A 21,544-nucleotide genomic window follows, 5' to 3' on the forward strand; every position below is an offset into this window, starting at 1 on the left:
TGACGGTTAATTCCGTGTGGACGCTGCACTCAGTATAGACGCGAGGGCGCGGTTCATCGGTGCGTCGATGCCATGTTTTTCGCCGAGCCGGACGATCACCCGGTTGCGCGCATCGACTTCGGTCTGGCGGCCGGCAAGGAAATCGGCGTGGAGCGAGTTGAGCGACTGGGGATGGGCGAGGGTGGTCCATTTCACCACCTGGTCGGCGAGCTTGTCGGGCAGGTCGGCCCCTTCGGCGCGGCCTACCGCGATGCACTCGCGGACCAGCGCGCGCATCACTTCGGCGACGCCCTCGTCATTGGCGACTTCGGCCGGTCGATGGGTGAGCGCGCTGACGATGCCCGAGCAGTTGATCGCCAGCTTGCGCCAGGCCGCAGTGACGAAGTCGGGCGTGGTCTGCGCATCGATCGGGGTATCGGTGAACAGCGCCACCAGCGCCTCGCCGGCATCCCCCTCGGGCACATGGATGGTGCCGTTGCGACGCTGGACGATGCGCCCGGGGGCGGTGCGCTCGGCGGGCAGGTCGATGATCACCGGCACGGTGCGCTGGGCCGGCACCTGCGGGAAGCGGTCGCGCTGCTCGACGCCGTTCTGGATCACCGCCAGCCGCGTGGTGGCGCCCATCAGCCCGGGCAGCCAGGCGGCCGCGGCGGCGCAGTCATAGGTCTTGGTGGTGCAGAGCACCCAGTCGACTTCGCTCGCCTCGGCCGGATCGGTGAGGATGCGCGGGGTCGCGCGGATCGGACCTTCCGGCGTCTCGACCTCGAGATCCTCGAGCGGCGAGCGCGCGCAGACGGTCACGTCATGGCTCTGGGCGAGCCAGGCGGCGAGCGTGCCGCCGATGGCGCCCGCGCCGATCACCGCGATGCGGACCATCAGATGCCGCCCAGATAGTCCATCTTGCCCAGCGGCGCGCCCTTGTGGCGCAGGATCGCGTAGGCGGTGGTCATGTGGAAATAGAAGTTCGGCAGGGCGAAGGTGGTGACGTAGGGCAGGCCCTTGAAGTGGAAGCTGCGGTTCGGCGTCTTCACTTCGATATCGGCATCCTCGCGGCCGTCGATCGCTTCACGCGGGACCGACTTGAGGAAGTCGACCGTGGCGGCGATGCGCGCCTGGAGCTCGTCGAAGCTGGTCTCGGTATCGGCCATGGCCGGTGCCTCGATCTGGCCGAGCCGGGCGAGCGCGAACTTGGCGCCGTCGCTGACGCGCTGGATCTGCGCGCTGAGCGGGGCCATGTCGTCGGCCAGCCGCGCCTCGAGCAGCTCGGCATGCGGGACGCCGTTCTCATCGGCCCAGGCGCGCGCCTTGTCGAGGAAGGTCGCCATGGCCTTGAAGCCGCGGAGGAAGACGGGGACGGTGAGGTCGTAGAGTTCGGTCGCCATGGGCGCGCAAATAAGCCGCGCGCAACGGGTTCGCAACGGTCCAGAATCTCCCTCTCCCCGCCGGGGAGAGGGAGAAGGGGCATCAGAACGCCGCGCGGATGGTGAACTGGACCAGCGGGCCCGAATGCTCGCGCTCGATCTCGTACTCGTCGAGATCGCCGGCGGCGCGGTTCTGGAGGATCTCCTCGAGCGAGTCGCCGTCATATTTGCGGAACTCTTCGTACTTCACGCGGTCGAGCAGGTTCTGCGCCGAGACGCGGAGCACGATGTGCTTGCCGATGCGCTTCTCGACGAAGGCCTCGAGGTCCGGATCGTAGCGCAGCTCCACCGTCTCGTCGAAATTCGACTCGAGCGACTTGGAGCGGCCCGAGATCGTGGCGCCGAAGCTGACGTCCGCTGCCTTCACCGTCTGGATGAAGCCGACATTGTAGACATGGTGCGGCTGGGCATTGAAGCGGCGCTTCTCGCCGGTGAACGGATCGGTCGTCGAGCTGTCGAGATAGGTGTAGTTGGCGAAGACGCCGGTGTCGGGCATGCCGAGGAAGGTCAGCGGCGCCGACAGGTCGAACTCCACGCCCCAGGCCTGGCCGTCGCCGATATTCTGCGGACGGAAATCCTGGCCCGCGCCATTGTCGCGGGTCGCGACCAGCTCGATCAGGTCGGTGATGTCGCGGTAGAAGAAGTTCACGCCGGCGATGCCGCTGCCGCCGATGCGGCGCTCATAGCCGACGTCCACGCCCCAGGCGCTCTGGTTGCGGAGGTCCGGGTTGCCGGTGGTGGTGTCGTCATCGCCCGGCGTCTCGTCATATTCGATCGGCGAGAGCAGGTCATAGTCCGGACGACGGATGGTGCGCGCGACCGAGGCGCGGAACTGGTCGGCGCCGGTGGGTGACCAGCGGAGGCTCAGGGAGGGATTCAGAATGCCGGTGTTGTACTTGGCCGAAGCGGTGGTTGCGGTCACCTTGCGGTCGACGATCTCGTAGCGCGCGCCGCCGTCGATGGTGAGCGAGCTGCCCAGGTCGTAGGTCAGCCGGGCATAGGGCGAATAGCGGTTCTCGCGGATGCGGAAGATGTCGGTCAGGACGCCGTCGTTGAGGCCGTCGCGCGTCTTGAACAGGAAGTCCGAGCCGATCTTCAGCTTGAACGCCCCGGCTTCGTAATTGCCGAACAGCGTGCCGCTCCACTCGCTGTCCTTGATGTGGAGCGTTTCCTCTTCGTCCAGGTCGACATCGCTATAGTCGTTCTCGTTGTCGCCCTCGAACACCGAGGTCCGGGTGTTCTCGCGATACTGGTTCCAGCCGCCGGCCAGGCCCAGCTCGAAGCTGTCGCTCAGCGGCACGCGCGCGTCGGCGGTGATCGCATAGGTCTGCTGCTTGATACGCTCCTTCTGGAGCTCGACGCCGTCGAAATCGAGGCTGGCGTCGTCGAGCGTCACCGACTGCTCGTCCTCGTCGCGATGCGTGTCGACGAAGAAGCCGTTGAGGCGCAGCCGGCCGCCATCGCCGAAGCGCGTGGTGATCTCGGCGCTGCCCGACAGGTCGCTGCCGTCGCGGGTATCGCTCTGGGCCTCGAAATCATGGAATTCGGGGTCGGTGACATAGTTGCTCTTCGACGGATCGCCCGGGAAGCGCTTGTCGTCGGTCACCGGCACGTCGTCGAACCGGTACGAGACCTTGCTCTTCGGGTTGCGGCGCTTCTGGTAGTTGAGCGCGATCCAGTAATCGGTCTTCTCGCCGATCTTGCCGGCAAAGGCCGCGGCGGCCGAGGGACGGAACACGCCGTCGCGGGTGTTGAGCAGCGCGCCGATCTTGCCGAAGCCGCCCTCGAACGAGGCCGATTCCTTGGTGATGACGTTGAGCGTGCCGGCGACGCCGTCGCTCGGCTGGTCCGGGCGGGGCGCGCGGACGATCTCGATACGCTCGACCAGCTCGGCCGGTATGCGATCGACGAAGAAGGTGCCGTCGGACTCGCCGCCGGGTGCGCGACGGCCGTTGATCAGCACGTTGGTGAAGCCGCCGGGCAGGCCGCGGAACTGGACCTGGTCATATTCGAGCACGTCCGAGGTGAAGGTGGCGCCCGGCACGCGCTTCAGCATCTCGCCGACCGAGACCGGCTCGAACTTCTGGAAATATTCGAGGTCGTAGGAGAGGACCGGGTTCGGGTCCGCAGTGCGGTTACGGAAGAAGATCTGGCCGGTGACCAGGATCTCGTTGGCGCGCTGCTCCTCGGTCGCGGGCGTCTCGACCGTGGCCGCATTGTCCTGGGCTTGCGCAGCACCGGCGGCGAGGGTGGTGGCGAGCACGGCGATGGCTGCGCCGCCTAGTAAGCGCGAAACGTTCATGTCCTGGTTCCCCTTTCGCAAGGGGCGACCCGCCCCCGCTCTCAGCGGGCGCTCAACAGGACGTAGATGAACCGTACACGGCGGTTCGGAGTCGTTTCAGTTACGATTATGTTTCTTTTTGGAGACTGTGCCACCCGCGCAACATTTGTTGCGCGGGTGTATCCGGTCAGTGCATCGTGGCGCCGTTCAACGCCTGACGCTGCGCCGCGGGGCGGTGGCCGGCGTGTGGCGCGTCGATGGTGAAGCTCGCGGCGCTGTCGGCGAGCGAGTCCACTTCCTGGGTGAGGTTGCGCGCGGCGGCCGAAGTTTCCTCGACCATCGCGGCGTTCTGCTGCGTACCGCGATCCATGTCGCCGATCGCCTCGCTGACCTGGCTGACCGCATGGCTCTGGGCGTTGTTGTCCTCGGCCATGGTGCCGATCAGGGCATGGACCTGGCCGACATCGCCCGAGATATCGGCAAGCGCACCGTCGACCTTCATCACGGCTTCCACCGCGGTGACGACTTCGGCCTGGGTGTGGGTGAGCTGGTCGCGGGCGCGGCCGGCTTCCTCTTCGGCGCGCATGGCGAGCGCAGAGACGAGATCGGCGACCACCGCGAAGCCGCGGCCAGCCTCGCCGGCGCGGCCCGCTTCCACCGCAGCGTTCATCGCGAGGACGCGGGTCTGGAAGGCGATCTTGTCGAGGCCCTCGATGACCGAGTCGATGCCCTTGGCGGATTCGCTGACCCGGCCCATCGCCTGCACCGCCTCGTCGGCGATCGCGCGGCCATTGCCGACCACGGCGATGGCACCGTCGGCGCGCGACAGCGTCTCGTTGGCCGAGAGCGCGATCGACTTGAGGCGATGGTCGATGGCGTTGACCGCCGCGTTGGTCTCCTCGAGCGTCGCGGCGTTGCGTTCGGTACGGCGAGCGAGGTCCTCGGAGGCCGAGGCGATCTCGTTGGCGCCGGTGCGGATGTTCTCTGTGCCGGTGACGACGTTGCCGATCAGCGCGCGCAGGCCGTGCGCGGCGTCGTTGAAGCTGCGCTTGAGCGCCGCGAAGGGACCGGTGAGCTCGGCGCTGATCTCTACGCTCAGGTCGCCGCGTGCCATCGCGTCGAGGCTGGTGCCGATGGTATCGACGATCAGGCGGGTCTGCGCCTCCTTGGCTTCCTCGGCGGCCTTGAGTTTGTCGCGGAAGGCGTCGATCGCCTGGGCCATGCCGCCCAGCTCGTCCTCGCGATCCGCATGCGGCACCTTGACCGACAGGTCGCCGCCGTCGAGCGCGCGCATCGTGCCGGCAAGATCGAGCAGCGGACGGATGAGCAGGCGGCGCGCGGTCTGGGCGAGCAGCAGTGCGGCGGCCATGCCGGCGAGCAGGGTGATGAACAGGATCACCATCGCGACCGTGCCGAGCGTCGCCGAGCTGGCGGCGACCTGCTTGGCGTGATTCTCGATCGCGTCCGAGGCGGCCGCCATCGATTCCTCTAGGGCGCGGAACTGCTGGAGGAAATTGGGAAGCTGGGTGCGCGCGGCGACCGGATCGGTACCGGCGGCATCGACGATCTTCTGCGCGGCCGAGGCATAGGCGTCCATCGGCGCCTTGAGCTTGCCGGTCGCTGCGACGATGCTGTCGACGCCCTGGAAGGCTGCGTCCTCGTTGATCGTCTTCGAGAGCGTATCGAGATGGTCCTTGAGGTCGGCGAGCGTCTCACGGCGCGCGGCATCGTCTCCACCGACCAGCGCGGCGAGCACGTCGGCGCGGACCGCGTCGTGCATCATGTCCGCTTCCATATGGTTCTGGAGCAGGCTGGCCGCCGCGGCCTGTTCGGCGATCGCGGCATTCTCCTTGGCGACGATGAACAGCCCGGTGCCGCCCGAAAGCGCGGTGATGCCGATCAGAATGGCCGCCGCCTGCGTCGTCGCCTTGTTGAGTGACGTGATCTTCACGAAAGTCTCCCGCACGGAAGCCTTCGCGGCTCCGTCCCCGAAGCCAATTATAGGGTGAATCGAACCAGTCCGGTCCCAGCCCTCTATTATTGTGTCTGGGGATGTCGCGAACTGGGGCTTTTGGACATGCGTGGGACTTTTGGCGGGGCCTCGACGGCGCTCGCCCTGCTTTTCTCGACTTCGGCATATGCTCAGGAATCGGAAGATCCGGCGCTCGACATTGGCGCGACCTATCGCGTCGACCTGTCGGGCGTGGCTGCCGACGGGCGCAAGATGCGCAGCTTCGGTCTCGACGACCTGAACATCGAGGCGAATGGCGATCTGGAGCGGCTGGTTGGCTGGAAGGGCGCGAGCTTCCATGTCGATGTGCTCAACAATCTGGGCGACCGTCCCAATGACGTGGCGGGCACGCTGCAGGGCGTCGACAATATCGAAGTCGCCTCGCCCAAGCTGCGCCTCTACGAATTCTGGCTCGAGCAGAAGATCGGCGGCGCCACCACGCTGCGCGCCGGCCTCTACGACCTCAACAGCGAATTCTATGCCAGCGATGCCTCGGGCCTGCTCCTCGCCCCGGCGTTCGGCGTGGGTTCGGAGATCGCTGCGACGGGTCCCAACGGCCCCTCGATCTTCCCCACCACTGCGCTGGCGGTGCGCATCGAGCAGCGCTTCGGCGGTGTCGGCTTCGCGCGCGTCGCGCTGCTCAACGCCACGGCGGGCGCGCTCGGCGACGATCGCGGCTCGGCGCTCGATTTCCATCACGGTGCGCTGCTGATCGGCGAGGTGGGGCTGGAGAAGGACGGCAACAAGCTGGCCGTCGGCGCCTGGGGCTATAGCCAGAAGCAGGACGACATCGTCGAGACCGACGGCGCCGGCGACCCGGTCCGCCGCAAGGCGCGCGGCGCCTATGTGCTTGCCGAGAAGACGCTGGGTGGCCAGGACGGCCCCTTTGCCACCAGCCTGTTCGTCCGTGCCGGCATCTCCGACGGCAAGACCACCCCCTACAAGGGCGGCTGGCAGGCGGGCGTGCTCGCCACCCATGTCGTGCCCGGGCGCGACGACAGCCAGGTCTCGGTCGGCGTGAACCAGGCCTATCTGTCGAAGGGCTATCGTGACCTGCTGCGCGGGGATGGCATCAGCACCGCCGCGGCGGAGAATGCGGTGGAGTTCACCTTCTCCGACAAGCTCACCAAGTTCCTGACTTTGCAGCCGGATCTGCAGTTTATCTGGAATCGTGGTGGCGACCGGGATGCACAGCGTGTCACCGTCGCCACATTGCGGGCGACGCTGGAATTCTGATCTCAGGATTGCGCCAATATGGTGCGAGTATATCCGTAAAAGTGAGGAATTGAGCGAGGAGGATGCTCTCTCTAGGATTCGGCGGGTATTGATGGATGCAGGGCATTACACTTGGTTATGCCTTGCATGCATCTCGATAATACTTGGCGTGATTTGACAATTGACGCTGGTGTGTTGCGTTCATAGTTCACCTCGCCTCGGCCATGTAGGACCTGTCGAAATGCCCGTTACGTTTGCGCCGGCGCGTGTTCCGGCGACGTCCCCGCGCAAGCTGCGCGAAGTGCACAATCATCACTTCGATTCGACCGTGTGGAACGACCTGGTCTTCCGCCGCGACGATGTCGTGGTCGCGACTTATGCCAAGGCGGGGACGACCTGGACGCAGCAGATCGTCGCGCAGCTGATCTTCAACGGCGATCCCGAAGTGTCGGTCGCCGAGATCTCGCCCTGGGTCGATCTGCGCGTGCCGCCGGCGCTGGCCAAGCTCGCCGCGCTGGAGGAGCAGACGCACCGGCGGATCCTGAAGACGCATTTGCCGGTCGACGCGCTGCGCTTCAGCCCCAGGGCGAAGTATCTTTATGTCGCGCGCGACGGGCGCGACGTGGCCTGGAGCCTGCACAACCATCATCTCCACGCGACCGACGCCTGGTATGCCGCGCTCAACGACACGCCGGGCCGGGTCGGTCCGCCGATCCCGCGCGCGAACCCGGACGTGATCGCCTATTTCCGCGAATGGCTCGAGGCCGATGGCGCGCCCTTCTGGCCATTCTGGGAGAATGTCCGCAGCTGGTGGGCGATCCGCGACCTGCCCAACGTCCATCTCGTCCATTTCGAGGCGCTGAAGCGCGACATGGCGGGCGAGATCCGCCGGATCGCCGAGTTCCTGGAGATCGACGTGGCGGCCGAGACCTGGCCGCGCGTGCTGCGCCATTGCAGCTTCGACTGGATGAAGGCCAATGCCGGCCAGGTCGCCCCGCTGGGTGGCGTGTTCTGGGATGGCGGCGCCGAGACCTTCATCAACAAGGGCACCAATGGCCGCTGGCGCGACATGCTGACCGCCCAGGATATCGCCCGCTACGAGGCGGCCGCGCTGGCCGAGCTCGGCCCCGAATGCGCCGCATGGCTTGCAAGCGGCAGGGCGGCGTAACTGCCCCGCTTGCAGATCGAGGTCCGTGCGCCGAAGTAGGGCGCATGGACCTCGATGCACTGCTCACCCATTATTTCGGCACCGACGAACCCGAGGCGCTGGACACTTCCGTCCGCGAACGCGGCGAGGAGCGGCTGCGCATCGATTTCGGCGTGGAGCAGGAACCCTCGCGCAAGTTCGCGCTGTGGGTGGTGATGGAAGGGCTGGGCATCGCCCCGCTGCCCGCCGAGGCGTTTGACGAGGAGCCGGCGCTCAAGGCGGCAGCCGAGAAATATCTCGACGCCGCCTGGAGGCTGGAGCGGGACTAAGCCCGAGGCTTAGCCCTCGGCCTGCGCGCGCAGCCGGGCCTCGCGCTCGATGATCTCCGGCGTGAGCTCGGCGCCGAAATCGGCCATCTCGTAGAAGGGGCGGATCTCCAGCTCGCTCGGGCCGGGCATCGGATTGGGGCAGCGCTTAGCCCAGGCGATCGCCTCGTCCATGTCCGCGACTTCCCACAGCCAATAGCCGGCGACCAGCTCGCGCGTCTCGGCGAAGGGGCCGTCGATCACGGTGCGGCCCGGGCCGTCGAACGCGATCCGCTTGCCGGCGGAGGAGGGCTTGAGCCCGTCGCCGCCCTTCATGATCCCGGCCTGCACCAGCTCCTCATTATACTTCATCATCGCGTCGAGCAGCTCGGTCGAGGGCATCAGGCCCGCTTCGCTGTCCGCGGTCGCCTTGACCAGCACCATCACCCGCATCGTTCATCTCCTCATGGTTCGCACGAAGCGCCATTGCCTCGCATCCTGACGACGAACGGGCGGGATGGAAATCGACAGGGGGGAAGAAAAATTTCTCGCGGCGGGCTCAGCAGCCTTCGGTCAGCGTGACATGCAGCGTGACCGTGCGCTTTACCGTCGAGTCGAGCGACGATCCGACGGGCACCTCCGCGGTTCGTCCACCGAACAATCCGCTGATCGCGACCATGCCGATCGCGGTCCCCGCGGGAAGGCCGCCGTCGCGGCTCACCCGGCCGTCGAGCCGGACGATGGTCTCGCCCAGCTGCAGGTAGAGCGGCCGCAATGCCAGCTTGCCCGAGGTGCCGAGCGCGCCGGTGCCGCTGGCGTCGGTGATCTGTCCCTTGGCGGGCGTGCCTGCCGGGATCGCCACGACGCCGTCGATCTTCACGTCCTCGGCAACGGTGAGCGCCACCATGTCGCCGGTCGCGGCGCGCTTGCTCGACAGCCGCTCCGCGGTGAGCAGCCGGATCGCGGTGCCCTCGGCGAGCGTCAGGTCCCGCTCGCACTTCGCGGGCGGCGCGGCCCCCAGCAACGGGGCGAGCAGCAGCGCGACGATCATCGCGTGCCGGGGGCCGGAGCGGGCGTCGCGACCGTTCCCGGCGCCCGCCGTACTGCAGCGCCCGAATAGTCGAGAACGACCTCCTCGGCGACGAAGCTGCTGACGACTTCGCCGGCCTTGATCTTGGCGTTGTTGCCGCGGTGGAACAGGCCCATCAGGCCGCCGCTGAGCACGGCACCGGCCACCGAGCCCTTGCGGCCCTTGCTGCTGATCTCGCCGTCGAGCGGGATCTCCACATCGCCGAGCTGGACGTGCTTCAGCCGCGCGGTCATCTTGCCCGACTTGCCCAGGCCGCCGGCATCGCTTGCGGTGACGACCTCGCCCCAGGCCGGCGTCCCGGCCGGGATCACCGTCAGGCCTCCGATCAGCACTGCGCTGCGCACCTGAAGCTTGATCGGCGTGCCGGGCTTGGCGTTCGCCGTGCTGACTTCGCGAGTCGCGATCAGCTCCACCGGCGTGTCGCGCGGCAGCGTCACCAGCAAGGCCGCCGGTGCCGCGACTACCGCCGCCGGAGTCGGCGTGGCCGTTGCTGCCGGCACATCCTGCGCAGCGGTACAGAAAGCCCCGAAGGCCATCAGGCTAATAAAGATCATGACAAGTCCCCCTTCGGGAAATATTCCCGCTGCCAAAGCATTTGGCAAGCGCTTGTCGAATTCCCAAGCTTGAGGCAGGTTCTCGTTACCCGGACGGGATTCGGGTTACCAAGGGGGACAATCATGAAGTTCACGCGTCTCGCGGCGCTCGCTGCCGTTTCGATTCTGGTGGCATCGCCGTCGCTGGTCTCTGCACAGGACAAGCAGGACAAGAAGGGGCAGAAGCACTATGTCGTCGTCAACGAGGACGTCGGCGTGCCGGTGTTCGCGACCGACCTTCCGGACCGCCCCTACAAGGTGCTCGGCGAAGTGAAGGCCGGCGTCCGCAAGGCGACGATCTTCAGCAAGGAAGCGTCGCAGAGCAAGATCTATCGCGAGCTCTGGGAGCGGGCCGAGAAGCTGGGCGCAGATGCGGTGATCAACGCCAAGTACGGCGATTCGCACGTCAGCGCGTTCAGCTGGGGCAAGACCAACGCCACCGGCACGGCGATCAAGTTCCTGGCGCCCGGCGAGGCTCCGGCCCCGACTCCGGCGGCCGCCACGAACTAAGTACCGCGTCGCTCCGACGCGAGAAACAGCCGCCGTCCGGTACGCCGGGCGGCGGTTTTCCTTTCAGGGAGGGCCACGATCAGGGTTGCCCCGATGGCCGCGCACCGCCGAGCAGGTTCCGCGCGGTCTTCTGTTCGGCGGTGTTCCCGGCGTCGAACAGCAGGGGATAGAGCACGCGATAGCCGGTCTCGTTCTGGCCCTGGCGGAGCAGTTCCTCACCGAACTGGAGGCGGGCCGATGCAGCTCCGGGAACGTGCTGCAGGGCCCGCGCCATGCCGATCATCGCCGATTCAGGCACGCGGGTGCCGGCCAGCGTGAAGCTGCGGAAATAACCGATCGCGGGCAGCGGCGCCTGGCCATCGAGCGCGATGGCGCGCTGGAAGGTGTCGCGCGCGGCGGCGAGCCCGGCTTCGCGCGTGGCTGGTGGCCCGGCGATCGCGCGATGGGTCAATGCGGCTCCCTTCCAGGCCAGGGCACGCACATCGTCCGGATCGTCGGCGAGCAGGGCCTCGGCCGTGGCGAGGCAGGCGTCCGGATGGTCGCTACGGCATTCCGCCTCGGCGAGAAGCAGGCGGGCATCGTTCGATCCGCTCCCCGCCAGGCGGATACGCAAGGCATCCAGCCATTCCGCGTCGTTCACACGCGCCCCGAGCGCGACGCGCGCGTCGACCAGCGCGGCGCTTTCGCGCGAAAGGCGCGTGATCAGAGGCTCCTTCACGGGCTCGCTGGGCTTCGCGGTCCGCGCGTACAGCGTCCGCTTGTTGGCATAGACGAACAGTCTTTGCCGCAGGCCGCCGGTATCGCCGAACGCCTCGGCCGCCTTTGCGAGCGGCACGCCACGCTGGACGGCGGCCATGTAGCGGGCGAACTGCCTGCTCTCTTCGGGCTTGAGCTTCGAGAACAGGAAGTAATGCGCGATCACCCAGGCGTGATAGGGCGTCCAGAGCATCACGTTGGAAGGCTTGTCGAGATAGCGTCCGGTCAGCACGTCGTCGGACCGGACCGTTCCATAGGAATAGAGGATCTGGTCGATCTCCTCCGGAATCCGTGCATAGTCGATCGTGCCGTCGCCGCGCACGTCGGTGGTCGAGAACATCGCCCCGACGCCGTCGATATACCAGCGCGGATAGATGGCGTGGGTGTAGGTCAGCAGGAAATGCTGGGCATAGGCGCCGAACAGCACCGATTCCCACCGGCGCACGAACGGGGGTATTTGGGGTTCGCGGCAGGGGACGCCCGCCGCCACTGCCGCCTCGCAGGCATGATCGGCGGCGATGGCGGTATTGAGGTCGATCAGCTGGTCGGTGCGCGAAACCGCAAGGATCGGGCCGTCTTCGCGCGGATCATAATAACGCTGCTCGGGGAAATCCTTGAAATAGGGGCCCTCCAGCCAGCGTTGGTTGGCGAGGCCCATATTCTTCTGGAATCGAGGGGACTCGAACAGCACCACCTGCAGCTTGACCGTGTCGTCACTCGCTTCGCCACGGCGGAAGATACGGGACAGGAGCAGATAGAGGCGATCCAGATCCTTGGTCACGCGGATCAGCTCGGCTTCGCTGCCGTCGCTGAAGACGATGACGTGATCGCTCTCGGCCCGTTTCCAGTCGCTCTTCTTCCCGGTTTCGCCCTGCACGACGATCGCCTGGCCGCCGTCATCGGTCTGCGCCGAGGCGGGCAGGGCGGCGAACAGCGACAAGGCGACAGCGAGCCACTGGAAACGCGACATCGAAGTTCCCCCAGCAATTCCAGCAGAGTTTTGGGGGCGGATAGTTGAACACGCGCTGAGCGAAACGAAAATTCGCGCCGATCCGGCGAGGTCAGTCCTTGCAGACCTGCACCAGCGCCATGCGCATCGGCTCGCCGCCAAAGCCGGGGAAAACCTGGTTCTCCACCGTGATGTTGCGGCACGGCTTGCCCTGCTTGTTTAGGATCGCCTTTCTGCTCGTGTGCGCAGGTGCGGGGGCAGGGGCGGCGGCCCTCGGTGCCGCGACCCGAGTGGCGGGGCAGTCGCCCTGGACGACGAGCTGGCGGTAGCTCGCCTCTTCTTGCGACTTCGCCCAGGCATTGGCAGCTGCCTTGCCCTGGCGCTTGTAGCGCGCGGTATAGCCGTCGATCAGCCGGCGCTTCTCGGGCTCGGGCAGTGAATCGATCGAGCAGCGCCCGGCCTTTTGCGCGGTGGGGACGGGGCTAGCTTCGGCGATCGGGACGGGCGCCAGCAGAAGCAACGCGGTGGGGAGGAGTCGCAGCAAGATTCTCTCCAGCAATGCCGCCACCCCGCGTGCATTCTCGCCGGAGCCCCGTGACATTGGCAATCGCGCTGTTCCCGGGCGAGCGCGCAAACCGCTCGACCTGCCGCCCAAAAGAAAACCGCCGCCCGGTTGCCCGGACGGCGGCGTTTCTTGTCAGCGCGAAGAACGGCTGAACTCAGGCGATCATTCGCCTTCGTTCAGATACTCGCCGGCATCGGCATCGGTGCCATGGCCCGAGGGCACGACCGAGGCGAGCGGATCGCTGCCGGTGCCTTCGGCGTCACGCGCCGAGCGGGCGTGCTCGGCGGCGCGCTCCTCGGCGGCCGAGTTCGGCGCCACCAGCGCGTTCTGCAGCGCACGCTGCTGGACGCGGAGGGCGGCGTCGCGGCTCGTCGCGGCGACACGCAGACGGTTCATGCCCGCGCCGGTGCCGGCGGGGATGAGACGGCCGACGATCACGTTCTCCTTGAGGCCGATCAGCGTGTCCTGCTTGCCCTGGACCGCAGCCTCGGTGAGGACGCGGGTGGTCTCCTGGAACGACGCCGCCGAGATGAAGCTGCGGGTCTGCAGCGACGCCTTGGTGATGCCGAGCAGGATCGGCTTGCCCTGTGCGGGGGCCTGACCCGGAGCCAGCTTCTCGTTGGTCTCGTCCATCTCCGAACGGTCCACCTGCTCGCCGGGGAGCAGGGTGGTGTCGCCGGCTTCGGTGATCTCGACCTTCTGCAGCATCTGGCGAACGATCACCTCGATGTGCTTGTCGTTGATCTTCACGCCCTGCAGTCGATAGACTTCCTGGATTTCCGACACGAGATATTCCGCGAGCGGCTCGATGCCGAGCACCTCGAGAATGTCGTGCGGATCGGGCGAGCCGCCGATCAGGTTGTCGCCACGCTTGACGTAGTCGCCTTCCTGGACGTCGATCACCTTCGACTTCGGAACCAGATACTCCACGACCTCGCCGCCGTCCTCGGGCTGGATGCCGATCTTGCGCTTGGCCTTGTAGTCCTTGCCGAACACGACACGGCCCGAGACCTTGGCAATGATAGCATTCTCCTTCGGCTTGCGGGCCTCGAAGAGCTCGGCGACGCGCGGCAGACCGCCGGTGATGTCGCGGGTCTTGGCGGACTCGCGAGCGACACGGGCGAGAACGTCACCGGCCTGCACGGTCGCACCGTCCTCGACCGAGAGCACCGCGCCCGGCGCCAGCATGTAGCGGGCGGCTTCGGCGGCACCTTCGCCGGTCAGGGTCAGGCGAGGACGCAGGTCCTCCTTCGACTTGCTGGCCGCGCGATACTCGGTGACGACGCGCTGGGCGATGCCCGTCGCTTCGTCGACCTGCTCGGTCAGCGTCTTGTTGTCGAGCAGGTCCTGGTACTTCACGACACCGCCGGTTTCCGTGATCACCGGCATGGTGAACGGATCCCACTCGGCCATGCGATCACCCTTCGAGATGATGTGGCCGTCGTCGAACATGACATACGCACCATAGGGGATGCGATCGACCGCGAGCTCGCGGCCTTCCATGTCGAGGATGGCGATCTCACCCGAACGGCTGAGCACCACGCGGCGGCCACGCTGATCCTCGATCAGACGCAGGTCGCGGAACTCGACGGTACCGTCGACAGCTGCCTCGAGGTTCGAGGTTTCGTTCAGCTGCGCCGCACCACCGATGTGGAAGGTACGCATGGTCAGCTGCGTGCCCGGCTCGCCGATCGACTGCGCCGCGATGACGCCGACGGCCTCGCCGATGTTCACCGGGGTACCGCGGGCGAGGTCACGCCCGTAGCACTTGCCGCAGACACCGATCTTGGCTTCGCAGACCAGCGGCGAGCGGATCTTCATGCCCGGAATGTTCAGGGCTTCGATCTTCGCCACGGCCGGCTCGTCGAGCAGGGTGCCGGTCGGGATCACGACATTGCCGTCCTTGTCGACCACGTCCTCGGCCGTGGTACGGCCCAGGATACGCTCGCCAAGCGAAGCGATGGTCGAGCCGCCCTGCACGATCGCGCGCATTTCCAGCGCCCGCTCGGTGCCGCAGTCCAGCTCCATGATCACGCAGTCCTGCGACACGTCGACCAGACGGCGGGTCAGGTAACCCGAGTTCGCCGTCTTGAGCGCCGTATCCGCCAGGCCCTTGCGGGCGCCGTGGGTGGAGTTGAAGTACTCGAGGACGGTCAGGCCTTCCTTGAAGTTCGAGATGATCGGCGTTTCGATGATCTCGCCCGACGGCTTGGCCATGAGGCCGCGCATGCCGGCGAGCTGCTTGATCTGCGCCTGCGAACCACGCGCACCCGAATGGGCCATCATGTAGATCGCGTTGATCGGCTTCTCGCGGCCCTTGTTCGGGCCGTCCTCGAAGCGCTTCACAGCCTTGATCTCGTCCATCATGGCGCCCGCCACCTGGTCGCCGCAGCGGCTCCAGGCGTCGATCACCTTGTTGTACTTCTCCTGCTGCGTGATCAGGCCGTCCTGATACTGCTGCTCATAGTCCTTCACGAGCGCCCGGGTCTCGTCGACCATCGCTTCCTTCTGCTGCGGGATGATCATGTCGTCCTTGCCGAACGAGATACCCGCCTTGAAGGCGTGACGGAAGCCGAGCGCCATGATCGCGTCGGCGAACAGCACGGTCTCCTTCTGCCCGGTGTGGCGATAGACCTCGTCGATCACGTCGCCCACGTCCTTCTTGGTGAGGAGGCGGTTGACGGTGTCGAACGGCACCTTGTGGCTCTTCGGCAGGCACTCGCCGAGCAGCATGCGGCCCGGGGTGGTCTCGAAGCGCTTGAGGTACTGGTTGCCCTCTTCGTCGGTCTGTGGGACGCGGCTGATCACCTTGGTGTGCAGGGTGACGGCGCCGGCCTCGAGCGCCTGGTGCACTTCGGCCATGTCGCCCAGCAGCATGCCTTCGCCGGGCTCGCCTTCCTTGAGCATCGACAGGTAGTAGAGACCCAGCACCATGTCCTGCGACGGCACGATGATCGGCTTGCCGTTCGCGGGCGACAGGATGTTGTTGGTCGACATCATCAGGACGCGCGCTTCCAGCTGGGCCTCGAGGCTCAACGGAACGTGGACGGCCATCTGGTCACCGTCGAAGTCCGCGTTGAAGGCCGAGCAGACCAGCGGATGGAGCTGGATCGCCTTGCCTTCGATCAGCACCGGCTCAAACGCCTGGATACCCAGACGGTGGAGCGTCGGCGCGCGGTTCAGCAGAACCGGGTGCTCGCGGATCACTTCGTCCAGGATGTCCCAGACTTCCTTGCGCTCCTTCTCGACCCACTTCTTGGCCTGCTTCAGGGTCATCGAAAGACCCTTGGCGTCCAGACGGGCGTAGATGAACGGCTTGAACAGCTCGAGCGCCATCTTCTTCGGCAGGCCGCACTGGTGCAGCTTGAGCTCCGGACCGGTCACGATGACCGAACGGCCCGAATAGTCGACGCGCTTGCCGAGCAGGTTCTGACGGAAGCGGCCCTGCTTGCCCTTGAGCATGTCGGACAGCGACTTGAGCGGACGCTTGTTCGCACCGGTGATGGTGCGGCCGCGGCGGCCATTGTCGAACAGCGCGTCGACGGCTTCCTGCAGCATGCGCTTTTCGTTGCGGACGATGATGTCCGGCGCGCGCAGCTCCATCAGGCGCTTCAGGCGGTTGTTGCGGTTGATCACGCGGCGATACAGATCGTTGAGATCCGAGGTCGCGAAGCGGCCACCGTCCAGCGGCACCAGCGGGCGCAGCTCGGGCGGGATGACCGGCACGACGTCGAGGATCATCCACTCGGGGCGGTTGCCCGAATCGATGAAGCTCTCGACGACCTTCAGGCGCTTGATGATCTTCTTCGGCTTCAGCTCCGACTTGGTGACCGCGAGCTCCTCGAGGAGCTCCTTGCGCTCGCCTTCCAGGTCGAGATCCATGAGCATGATCTTGACCGCCTCGGCGCCGATGCCGGCCGAGAACGCGTCTTCGCCATATTCATCCTGCGCGTCGAGCAGCTCGTCCTCGGTGAGGAGCTGGAACTTCTCGAGCGGGGTGAGGCCCGGCTCGGTGACGATGTACGACTCGAAGTACAGCACGCGCTCGAGCTGCTTGAGCTGCATGTCGAGCAGCAGGCCGATGCGCGACGGCAGGCTCTTCAGGAACCAGATGTGCGCGACCGGGGCGGCCAGCTCGATATGGCCCATGCGCTCGCGGCGGACCTTCGAGACGGTCACTTCCACGCCGCACTTTTCGCAGACGATGCCCTTGTACTTCATGCGCTTGTACTTGCCGCACAGGCACTCGTAGTCCTTGATCGGACCGAAGATGCGCGCGCAGAACAGGCCGTCACGCTCGGGCTTGAACGTGCGATAGTTGATCGTCTCGGGCTTCTTGATCTCGCCGAACGACCAGCTGCGGATGCGGTCCGGCGACGCGATCCCGATCTGGATCTGGTCGAAGGTCTCCGGCTTGGCGAGCGGGTTCGCGAAGTTGGTAAGTTCGTTCATTTTCTAGTCCCTCTGGAGGGTCAAATTCTTCTGGGCGGGGAGGGGATGGCCCCTGTCTTCGGGAGACAGGGGCCGAAGGTTCCTTACTCCGCCGCCTCGGCCAGGCTGTTGCCGTCCTCGTCCGTCTCATCGATGGACTTGAGTTCGACGTTGAGGCCCAGCGAGCGCATTTCCTTGACGAGCACGTTGAAGCTCTCGGGGATGCCGGCCTCGAAGGTGTCGTCGCCCTTGACGATCGCTTCGTAGACCTTGGTGCGGCCGACCACGTCGTCCGACTTCACCGTCAGCATCTCCTGCAGCGTATAGGCAGCGCCATATGCCTGCAGGGCCCAGACCTCCATTTCGCCGAAGCGCTGGCCACCGAACTGCGCCTTGCCGCCCAGCGGCTGCTGGGTGACGAGCGAGTACGGTCCGATCGAGCGCGCGTGGATCTTGTCGTCCACGAGGTGGTGAAGCTTCAGCATATAGATGATGCCCACGGTCACCTTGCGGTCGAACGCGTCGCCGGTGCGGCCGTCGAACAGCGTCGACTGGCCCGAGGTGTCGAGACCCGCCAGCTCGAGCATGTCCGAAACGTCTGCCTCACGCGCGCCGTCGAACACCGGGGTGCCCATCGGAATGCCCGTGCGGACGTTCTGGATCAGCTCGTTGACCTGCTCGGGGCTGCGCGCCTCGATCTCGTCGGCATAGTGATCGCCGTAAACCACCTTGAGACGATCCTTCACCGCATCGGGCATCACGCCCGGCTGCGCGTCCGGATTGTTCTCGCGCCACTCCTCGAGCTGCTTGGCGACCTGCATGCCCAGGTTGCGGGCAGCCCAGCCAAGATGGGTCTCGAAGATCTGACCGACGTTCATGCGCGAAGGCACGCCGAGCGGGTTCAGCACCAGGTCGACCGGGGTGCCGTCCTCGAGGAACGGCATGTCTTCCTGCGGCAGGATCCGCGAGATGACGCCCTTGTTGCCGTGACGGCCGGCCATCTTGTCGCCCGGCTGCAGCTTGCGCTTCACCGCGACGAAGACCTTGACCATCTTGAGCACGCCCGGCGGCAGCTCGTCACCGCGCTCCAGCTTCTCGCGGCGGTCCTCGAACTTGTCCTTGATGCGCTTCACGGCCTCGTCATACTGGCCCTTCACCGCCTCGAGGTCGCCCTGGACCTTGTCGTCAGCGACGGCGAATTTCCACCATTCGTGACGATCCACGCTGTCGAGCAGATCGGCGTCGATCTCGGCGCCCTTCTTCAGGCCCTTCGGGGTCGCCGTGGCGACCTGGCCCAGCAGCATCTCGCGCAGACGCGACCAGGTCGCGCGGTTGAGGATGTTGCGCTCGTCGTCGCTGTCCTTCTTCAGGCGCTCGATTTCCTCGCGCTCGATGGCCAGCGCACGCTCGTCCTTGTCGATGCCGTGGCGATTGAAGACGCGCACGTCGACGATCGTGCCGGCCACGCCCGGGGGCAGGCGGAGCGAGGTGTCGCGGACGTCCGAGGCCTTCTCGCCGAAGATGGCGCGGAGGAGCTTCTCTTCCGGCGTCATCGGCGATTCACCCTTGGGGGTGATCTTGCCGACCAGGATGTCGCCCGGCTCCACTTCGGCGCCGACATAGACGATGCCCGCCTCGTCGAGGTTGCGCAGCGCTTCCTCGCCGACGTTCGGGATGTCGCGGGTGATGTCCTCCGGCCCGAGCTTGGTGTCGCGGGCCATCACTTCGAACTCGTCGATGTGGATCGACGTGAACACGTCGTCCTTCACGATGCGCTCGGAGATCAGGATCGAGTCTTCGTAGTTGTAGCCGTTCCAGGGCATGAACGCGACGAGCGCGTTGCGGCCCAGCGCCAGCTCGCCGAACTCGGTCGAGGGACCGTCAGCGATCGTGTCGCCGGCGTTGACCGTCTCGCCCACCTTCACCAGCGGGCGCTGGTTGATGCAGGTCGACTGGTTCGAACGCTCGAACTTCATCAGCGTGTAGATGTCGACGCCGCTCTCTTCCGCCGAGACCTCGCCGGTCGCGCGGATGACGATACGGGTGGCGTCCACCTGATCGACGATGCCCGAGCGCTTGGCGGCGATCGCCGCACCCGAGTCACGCGCAACCGTCTCTTCCATGCCGGTGCCGACGAAGGGCGCTTCCGCCTTCACCAGCGGCACGGCCTGGCGCTGCATGTTCGAGCCCATCAGTGCGCGGTTCGCGTCGTCGTTTTCCAGGAACGGAATGAGCGACGCTGCGACCGAGACCAGCTGCTTGGGGCTGACGTCCATCAGCGTCACCGTCTCCGGCAGCGCCATCAGGAATTCGCCGGCCTGGCGGGCCGAGATCAGGTCCTCGGTGAAGCGGTGATCGGCATCGACCTCGGCCGAGGCCTGCGCGATCGTGTGCTTCGCCTCTTCCATCGCCGACAGATAGACCACGTCGTTGGTCACCTGGCCGTTGTTCACCTTGCGGTACGGCGTCTCGATGAAGCCGTACTTGTTCACGCGGCTGAACGACGCGAGCGAGTTGATCAGACCGATGTTCGGGCCTTCCGGCGTCTCGATCGGGCAGATACGGCCATAGTGCGTCGGGTGAACGTCGCGGACTTCGAAGCCCGCGCGCTCGCGGGTGAGACCGCCCGGCCCGAGCGCCGAGACGCGACGCTTGTGCGTCACTTCGGAAAGCGGGTTGGTCTGGTCCATGAACTGCGAGAGCTGCGACGAGCCGAAGAACTCGCGAACCGCGGCAACCGCCGGCTTCGCGTTGATCAGGTCGTTCGGCATCACGGTCGACACGTCGACCGAGCTCATGCGCTCCTTCACGGCGCGCTCCATGCGGAGCAGGCCGACGCGGTACTGGTTCTCGAGCAGCTCGCCCACCGAGCGGACGCGGCGGTTGCCGAGATTGTCGATGTCGTCGACTTCGCCCTTGCCGTCCTTCAGGTCGACGAGCGTCTTGACGACAGCGAGGATGTCCTCGGTGCGCAGCGTGGTGACGGTGTCCTCGGCGTCGAGGTCGAGGCGCATGTTGAGCTTCACGCGGCCGACGGCCGAGAGGTCATAGCGCTCCGGATCGAAGAAGAGACCGGCGAACAGCGACTCTGCCGTCTCGAGCGTCGGCGGCTCGCCGGGGCGCATGACGCGGTAGATGTCGGCGAGCGCCTGCTGACGCTCCTCGGCCTTGTCGGCGGCGAGCGTGTTGCGGATCCACGGACCGGTCGAGATATGGTCGATGTCGAGCAGCTCGACGCGGTCGATGCCGGCCTTGTCCAGCTTCTCCAGGTTTTCGGCCGAGACTTCGTCGCCGGCTTCGATGTAGATTTCGCCGGTCGACTCGTTGATCAGGTCATAGGCCGAATAGCGGCCGAAGATCTCGTCGGTCGGGATCAGCAGGGTTTCGAGACCATCCTTCTGCGCCTTGTTGGCGGCGCGCGGGCTGATCTTCTGGCCAGCCGGGAAGATCACTTCGCCCGACTTGGCGTCGACGATGTCGAACGACGGCTTGGCGCCGCGCCAGTTGGTCGGGTCGAACGGGATCTGCCAGCCGTTCGGGCCGCGGACGAAGGTCACGCGGTTGTAGAAATAGTTGAGGATGTCCTCGCCGTTCAGGCCGAGGGCATAGAGCAGCGTCGTCACCGGAAGCTTGCGCTTGCGGTCGATACGGACGTTGACGATGTCCTTGGCGTCGAACTCGAAGTCCAGCCAAGAGCCGCGATACGGGATCACGCGTGCAGCGAAGAGATACTTGCCCGAGGCATGGGTCTTGCCGCGGTCATGGTCGAACAGCACGCCCGGCGAACGGTGCATCTGCGAAACGATGACGCGCTCGGTGCCGTTGATGAAGAAGGTGCCGTTCTCGGTCATGAGCGGCATGTCGCCCATGTAGACGTCCTGCTCCTTGATATCGAGCACCGAACGGGCTTCCGTATCCGGATCCACCTCGAACACGATCAGGCGCAGCGTGACGCGCATCGGGGCCGCATAGGTGATGCCGCGCTGGCGGCACTCTTCCACGTCGAACTTCGGATGCTCGAGCTCGTAGTTCACGAAGTCGAGCTCGGCGGTGCCGGCGAAGTCGCGGATCGGGAAGACCGAGCGCAGGGTCTTCTCGAGGCCGGAGACGTAGCCGATCGAGGGATTGGACCGCAGGAACTGCTCGTAGGATTCGCGCTGAACCTCGATCAGGTTCGGCATCTGCACCACTTCGTGGATGTCGCCGAACACCTTGCGGATGCGGCGCTTGAACGTGCCGCCCTCGATTGCCTTGGTTGCCATGGGTGTTT

At 66.1% G+C, this 21,544-nt stretch carries 14 protein-coding genes and 1 pseudogene; 4 read left to right on the forward strand and 11 right to left on the reverse strand.

What is annotated here, in order from left to right; genetic code table 11:
* Nucleotides 1-6: 6 nt before the first annotated feature.
* From J2W22_RS21300 to J2W22_RS21315, 4 genes are all read right to left on the reverse strand, one after another.
* Complete coding sequence (locus J2W22_RS21300) at nucleotides 7-876, reverse strand: 2-dehydropantoate 2-reductase (protein ID WP_307120283.1); 870 nt, start codon at nucleotides 874-876, stop codon at nucleotides 7-9.
* Entirely contained in the window at nucleotides 876-1,382 is a 507-nt protein-coding gene (locus J2W22_RS21305) for a DUF1993 domain-containing protein (RefSeq protein WP_307120284.1), read from the reverse strand. Before J2W22_RS21305 ends, J2W22_RS21300 begins: the two co-directional genes overlap by 1 nt.
* An 82-nt stretch (nucleotides 1,383-1,464) precedes the next feature.
* Nucleotides 1,465-3,723 (reverse strand): TonB-dependent receptor plug domain-containing protein, encoded by a 2,259-nt coding sequence (locus tag J2W22_RS21310; protein ID WP_307120285.1) that lies wholly within the window; start codon nucleotides 3,721-3,723, stop codon nucleotides 1,465-1,467.
* Nucleotides 3,724-3,889: 166 nt separating this feature from the next.
* The gene (locus J2W22_RS21315) at nucleotides 3,890-5,653 is read right to left on the reverse strand and encodes a methyl-accepting chemotaxis protein (RefSeq protein ID WP_307120286.1); all 1,764 of its coding nucleotides are present in this window, start codon (nucleotides 5,651-5,653) and stop codon (nucleotides 3,890-3,892) included.
* A gap of 126 nt (nucleotides 5,654-5,779) precedes the next feature.
* Between J2W22_RS21315 and J2W22_RS21320 the strand changes: the two genes are divergently transcribed.
* From J2W22_RS21320 to J2W22_RS21330, 3 genes are all read left to right on the forward strand, one after another.
* A complete protein-coding gene (locus J2W22_RS21320; protein ID WP_307120287.1) occupies nucleotides 5,780-6,949 on the forward strand; it encodes a carbohydrate porin in 1,170 nt (389 codons plus the stop codon).
* Between the two features lie 220 nt (nucleotides 6,950-7,169).
* Nucleotides 7,170-8,096: a sulfotransferase domain-containing protein gene (locus J2W22_RS21325; protein ID WP_307120288.1), complete on the forward strand. Its 927-nt coding sequence runs from the start codon at nucleotides 7,170-7,172 to the stop codon at nucleotides 8,094-8,096.
* 44 nt (nucleotides 8,097-8,140) lie between these two features.
* Nucleotides 8,141-8,404, forward strand: a complete 264-nt coding sequence (locus tag J2W22_RS21330; protein WP_307120289.1) for a hypothetical protein — start codon at nucleotides 8,141-8,143, stop codon at nucleotides 8,402-8,404.
* A gap of 81 nt (nucleotides 8,405-8,485) precedes the next feature.
* Here the strand turns inward: J2W22_RS21330 and J2W22_RS21335 are convergent.
* The 3 genes and pseudogenes from J2W22_RS21335 to J2W22_RS21345 all read right to left on the reverse strand — a co-directional run.
* Nucleotides 8,486-8,833: pseudogene (locus J2W22_RS21335) on the reverse strand (YciI family protein); the annotation flags it as partial.
* Between the two features lie 106 nt (nucleotides 8,834-8,939).
* Nucleotides 8,940-9,431 carry a hypothetical protein gene (locus J2W22_RS21340; protein ID WP_307120290.1) on the reverse strand — a complete coding sequence of 164 codons (492 nt, stop codon included), beginning with the start codon at nucleotides 9,429-9,431 and terminating at the stop codon, nucleotides 8,940-8,942.
* Nucleotides 9,428-10,024, reverse strand: a complete 597-nt coding sequence (locus tag J2W22_RS21345; RefSeq protein WP_307120291.1) for a hypothetical protein — start codon at nucleotides 10,022-10,024, stop codon at nucleotides 9,428-9,430. The genes J2W22_RS21340 and J2W22_RS21345 overlap by 4 nt, the downstream gene beginning before the upstream one ends.
* Nucleotides 10,025-10,147: 123 nt before the next feature.
* On the opposite strand from J2W22_RS21345, the gene J2W22_RS21350 reads away from it, so the two are divergent.
* Nucleotides 10,148-10,573, forward strand: a complete 426-nt coding sequence (locus J2W22_RS21350; RefSeq protein ID WP_307120292.1) for a heavy metal-binding domain-containing protein — start codon at nucleotides 10,148-10,150, stop codon at nucleotides 10,571-10,573.
* A gap of 79 nt (nucleotides 10,574-10,652) precedes the next feature.
* On the opposite strand, the gene J2W22_RS21355 is transcribed toward J2W22_RS21350, so the two are convergent.
* From J2W22_RS21355 to rpoB, 4 genes are all read right to left on the reverse strand, one after another.
* Nucleotides 10,653-12,299, reverse strand: coding sequence for a hypothetical protein (locus J2W22_RS21355; protein WP_307120293.1), 1,647 nt, complete (start codon nucleotides 12,297-12,299; stop codon nucleotides 10,653-10,655).
* Between the two features lie 91 nt (nucleotides 12,300-12,390).
* On the reverse strand, nucleotides 12,391-12,822 hold the full coding sequence (locus J2W22_RS21360; protein ID WP_307120294.1) for a hypothetical protein: 432 nt from the start codon (nucleotides 12,820-12,822) through the stop codon (nucleotides 12,391-12,393).
* A gap of 183 nt (nucleotides 12,823-13,005) precedes the next feature.
* A complete protein-coding gene (gene rpoC, locus J2W22_RS21365) occupies nucleotides 13,006-17,295 on the reverse strand; it encodes a DNA-directed RNA polymerase subunit beta' (RefSeq protein WP_307120295.1) in 4,290 nt (1,429 codons plus the stop codon).
* Between the two features lie 83 nt (nucleotides 17,296-17,378).
* Nucleotides 17,379-21,536, reverse strand: coding sequence for a DNA-directed RNA polymerase subunit beta (gene rpoB / locus J2W22_RS21370; RefSeq protein ID WP_307120296.1), 4,158 nt, complete (start codon nucleotides 21,534-21,536; stop codon nucleotides 17,379-17,381).
* Nucleotides 21,537-21,544: the final 8 nt, after the last annotated feature.

It is taken from the genome of Sphingomonas kyeonggiensis, assembly GCF_030812785.1.
GTDB classification, from domain to species: domain Bacteria; phylum Pseudomonadota; class Alphaproteobacteria; order Sphingomonadales; family Sphingomonadaceae; genus Sphingomonas; species Sphingomonas kyeonggiensis_B.

Bases quoted from the DNA above. Each gene is read 5' to 3' on its own strand.
- rpoB (WP_307120296.1), bottom strand. From the start codon at position 21,536: ATGGCAACCAAGGCAATCGAGGGCGGCACGTTCAAGCGCCGCATCCGC.
- J2W22_RS21325 (WP_307120288.1), top strand. From the start codon at position 7,170: ATGCCCGTTACGTTTGCGCCGGCGCGTGTTCCGGCGACGTCCCCGCGC.
- J2W22_RS21320 (WP_307120287.1), top strand. From the start codon at position 5,780: ATGCGTGGGACTTTTGGCGGGGCCTCGACGGCGCTCGCCCTGCTTTTC.
- J2W22_RS21310 (WP_307120285.1), bottom strand. From the start codon at position 3,723: ATGAACGTTTCGCGCTTACTAGGCGGCGCAGCCATCGCCGTGCTCGCC.
- J2W22_RS21300 (WP_307120283.1), bottom strand. From the start codon at position 876: ATGGTCCGCATCGCGGTGATCGGCGCGGGCGCCATCGGCGGCACGCTC.
- J2W22_RS21305 (WP_307120284.1), bottom strand. From the start codon at position 1,382: ATGGCGACCGAACTCTACGACCTCACCGTCCCCGTCTTCCTCCGCGGC.
- J2W22_RS21330 (WP_307120289.1), top strand. From the start codon at position 8,141: ATGGACCTCGATGCACTGCTCACCCATTATTTCGGCACCGACGAACCC.
- J2W22_RS21340 (WP_307120290.1), bottom strand. From the start codon at position 9,431: ATGATCGTCGCGCTGCTGCTCGCCCCGTTGCTGGGGGCCGCGCCGCCC.
- J2W22_RS21345 (WP_307120291.1), bottom strand. From the start codon at position 10,024: ATGATCTTTATTAGCCTGATGGCCTTCGGGGCTTTCTGTACCGCTGCG.
- rpoC (WP_307120295.1), bottom strand. From the start codon at position 17,295: ATGAACGAACTTACCAACTTCGCGAACCCGCTCGCCAAGCCGGAGACC.
- J2W22_RS21355 (WP_307120293.1), bottom strand. From the start codon at position 12,299: ATGTCGCGTTTCCAGTGGCTCGCTGTCGCCTTGTCGCTGTTCGCCGCC.
- J2W22_RS21350 (WP_307120292.1), top strand. From the start codon at position 10,148: ATGAAGTTCACGCGTCTCGCGGCGCTCGCTGCCGTTTCGATTCTGGTG.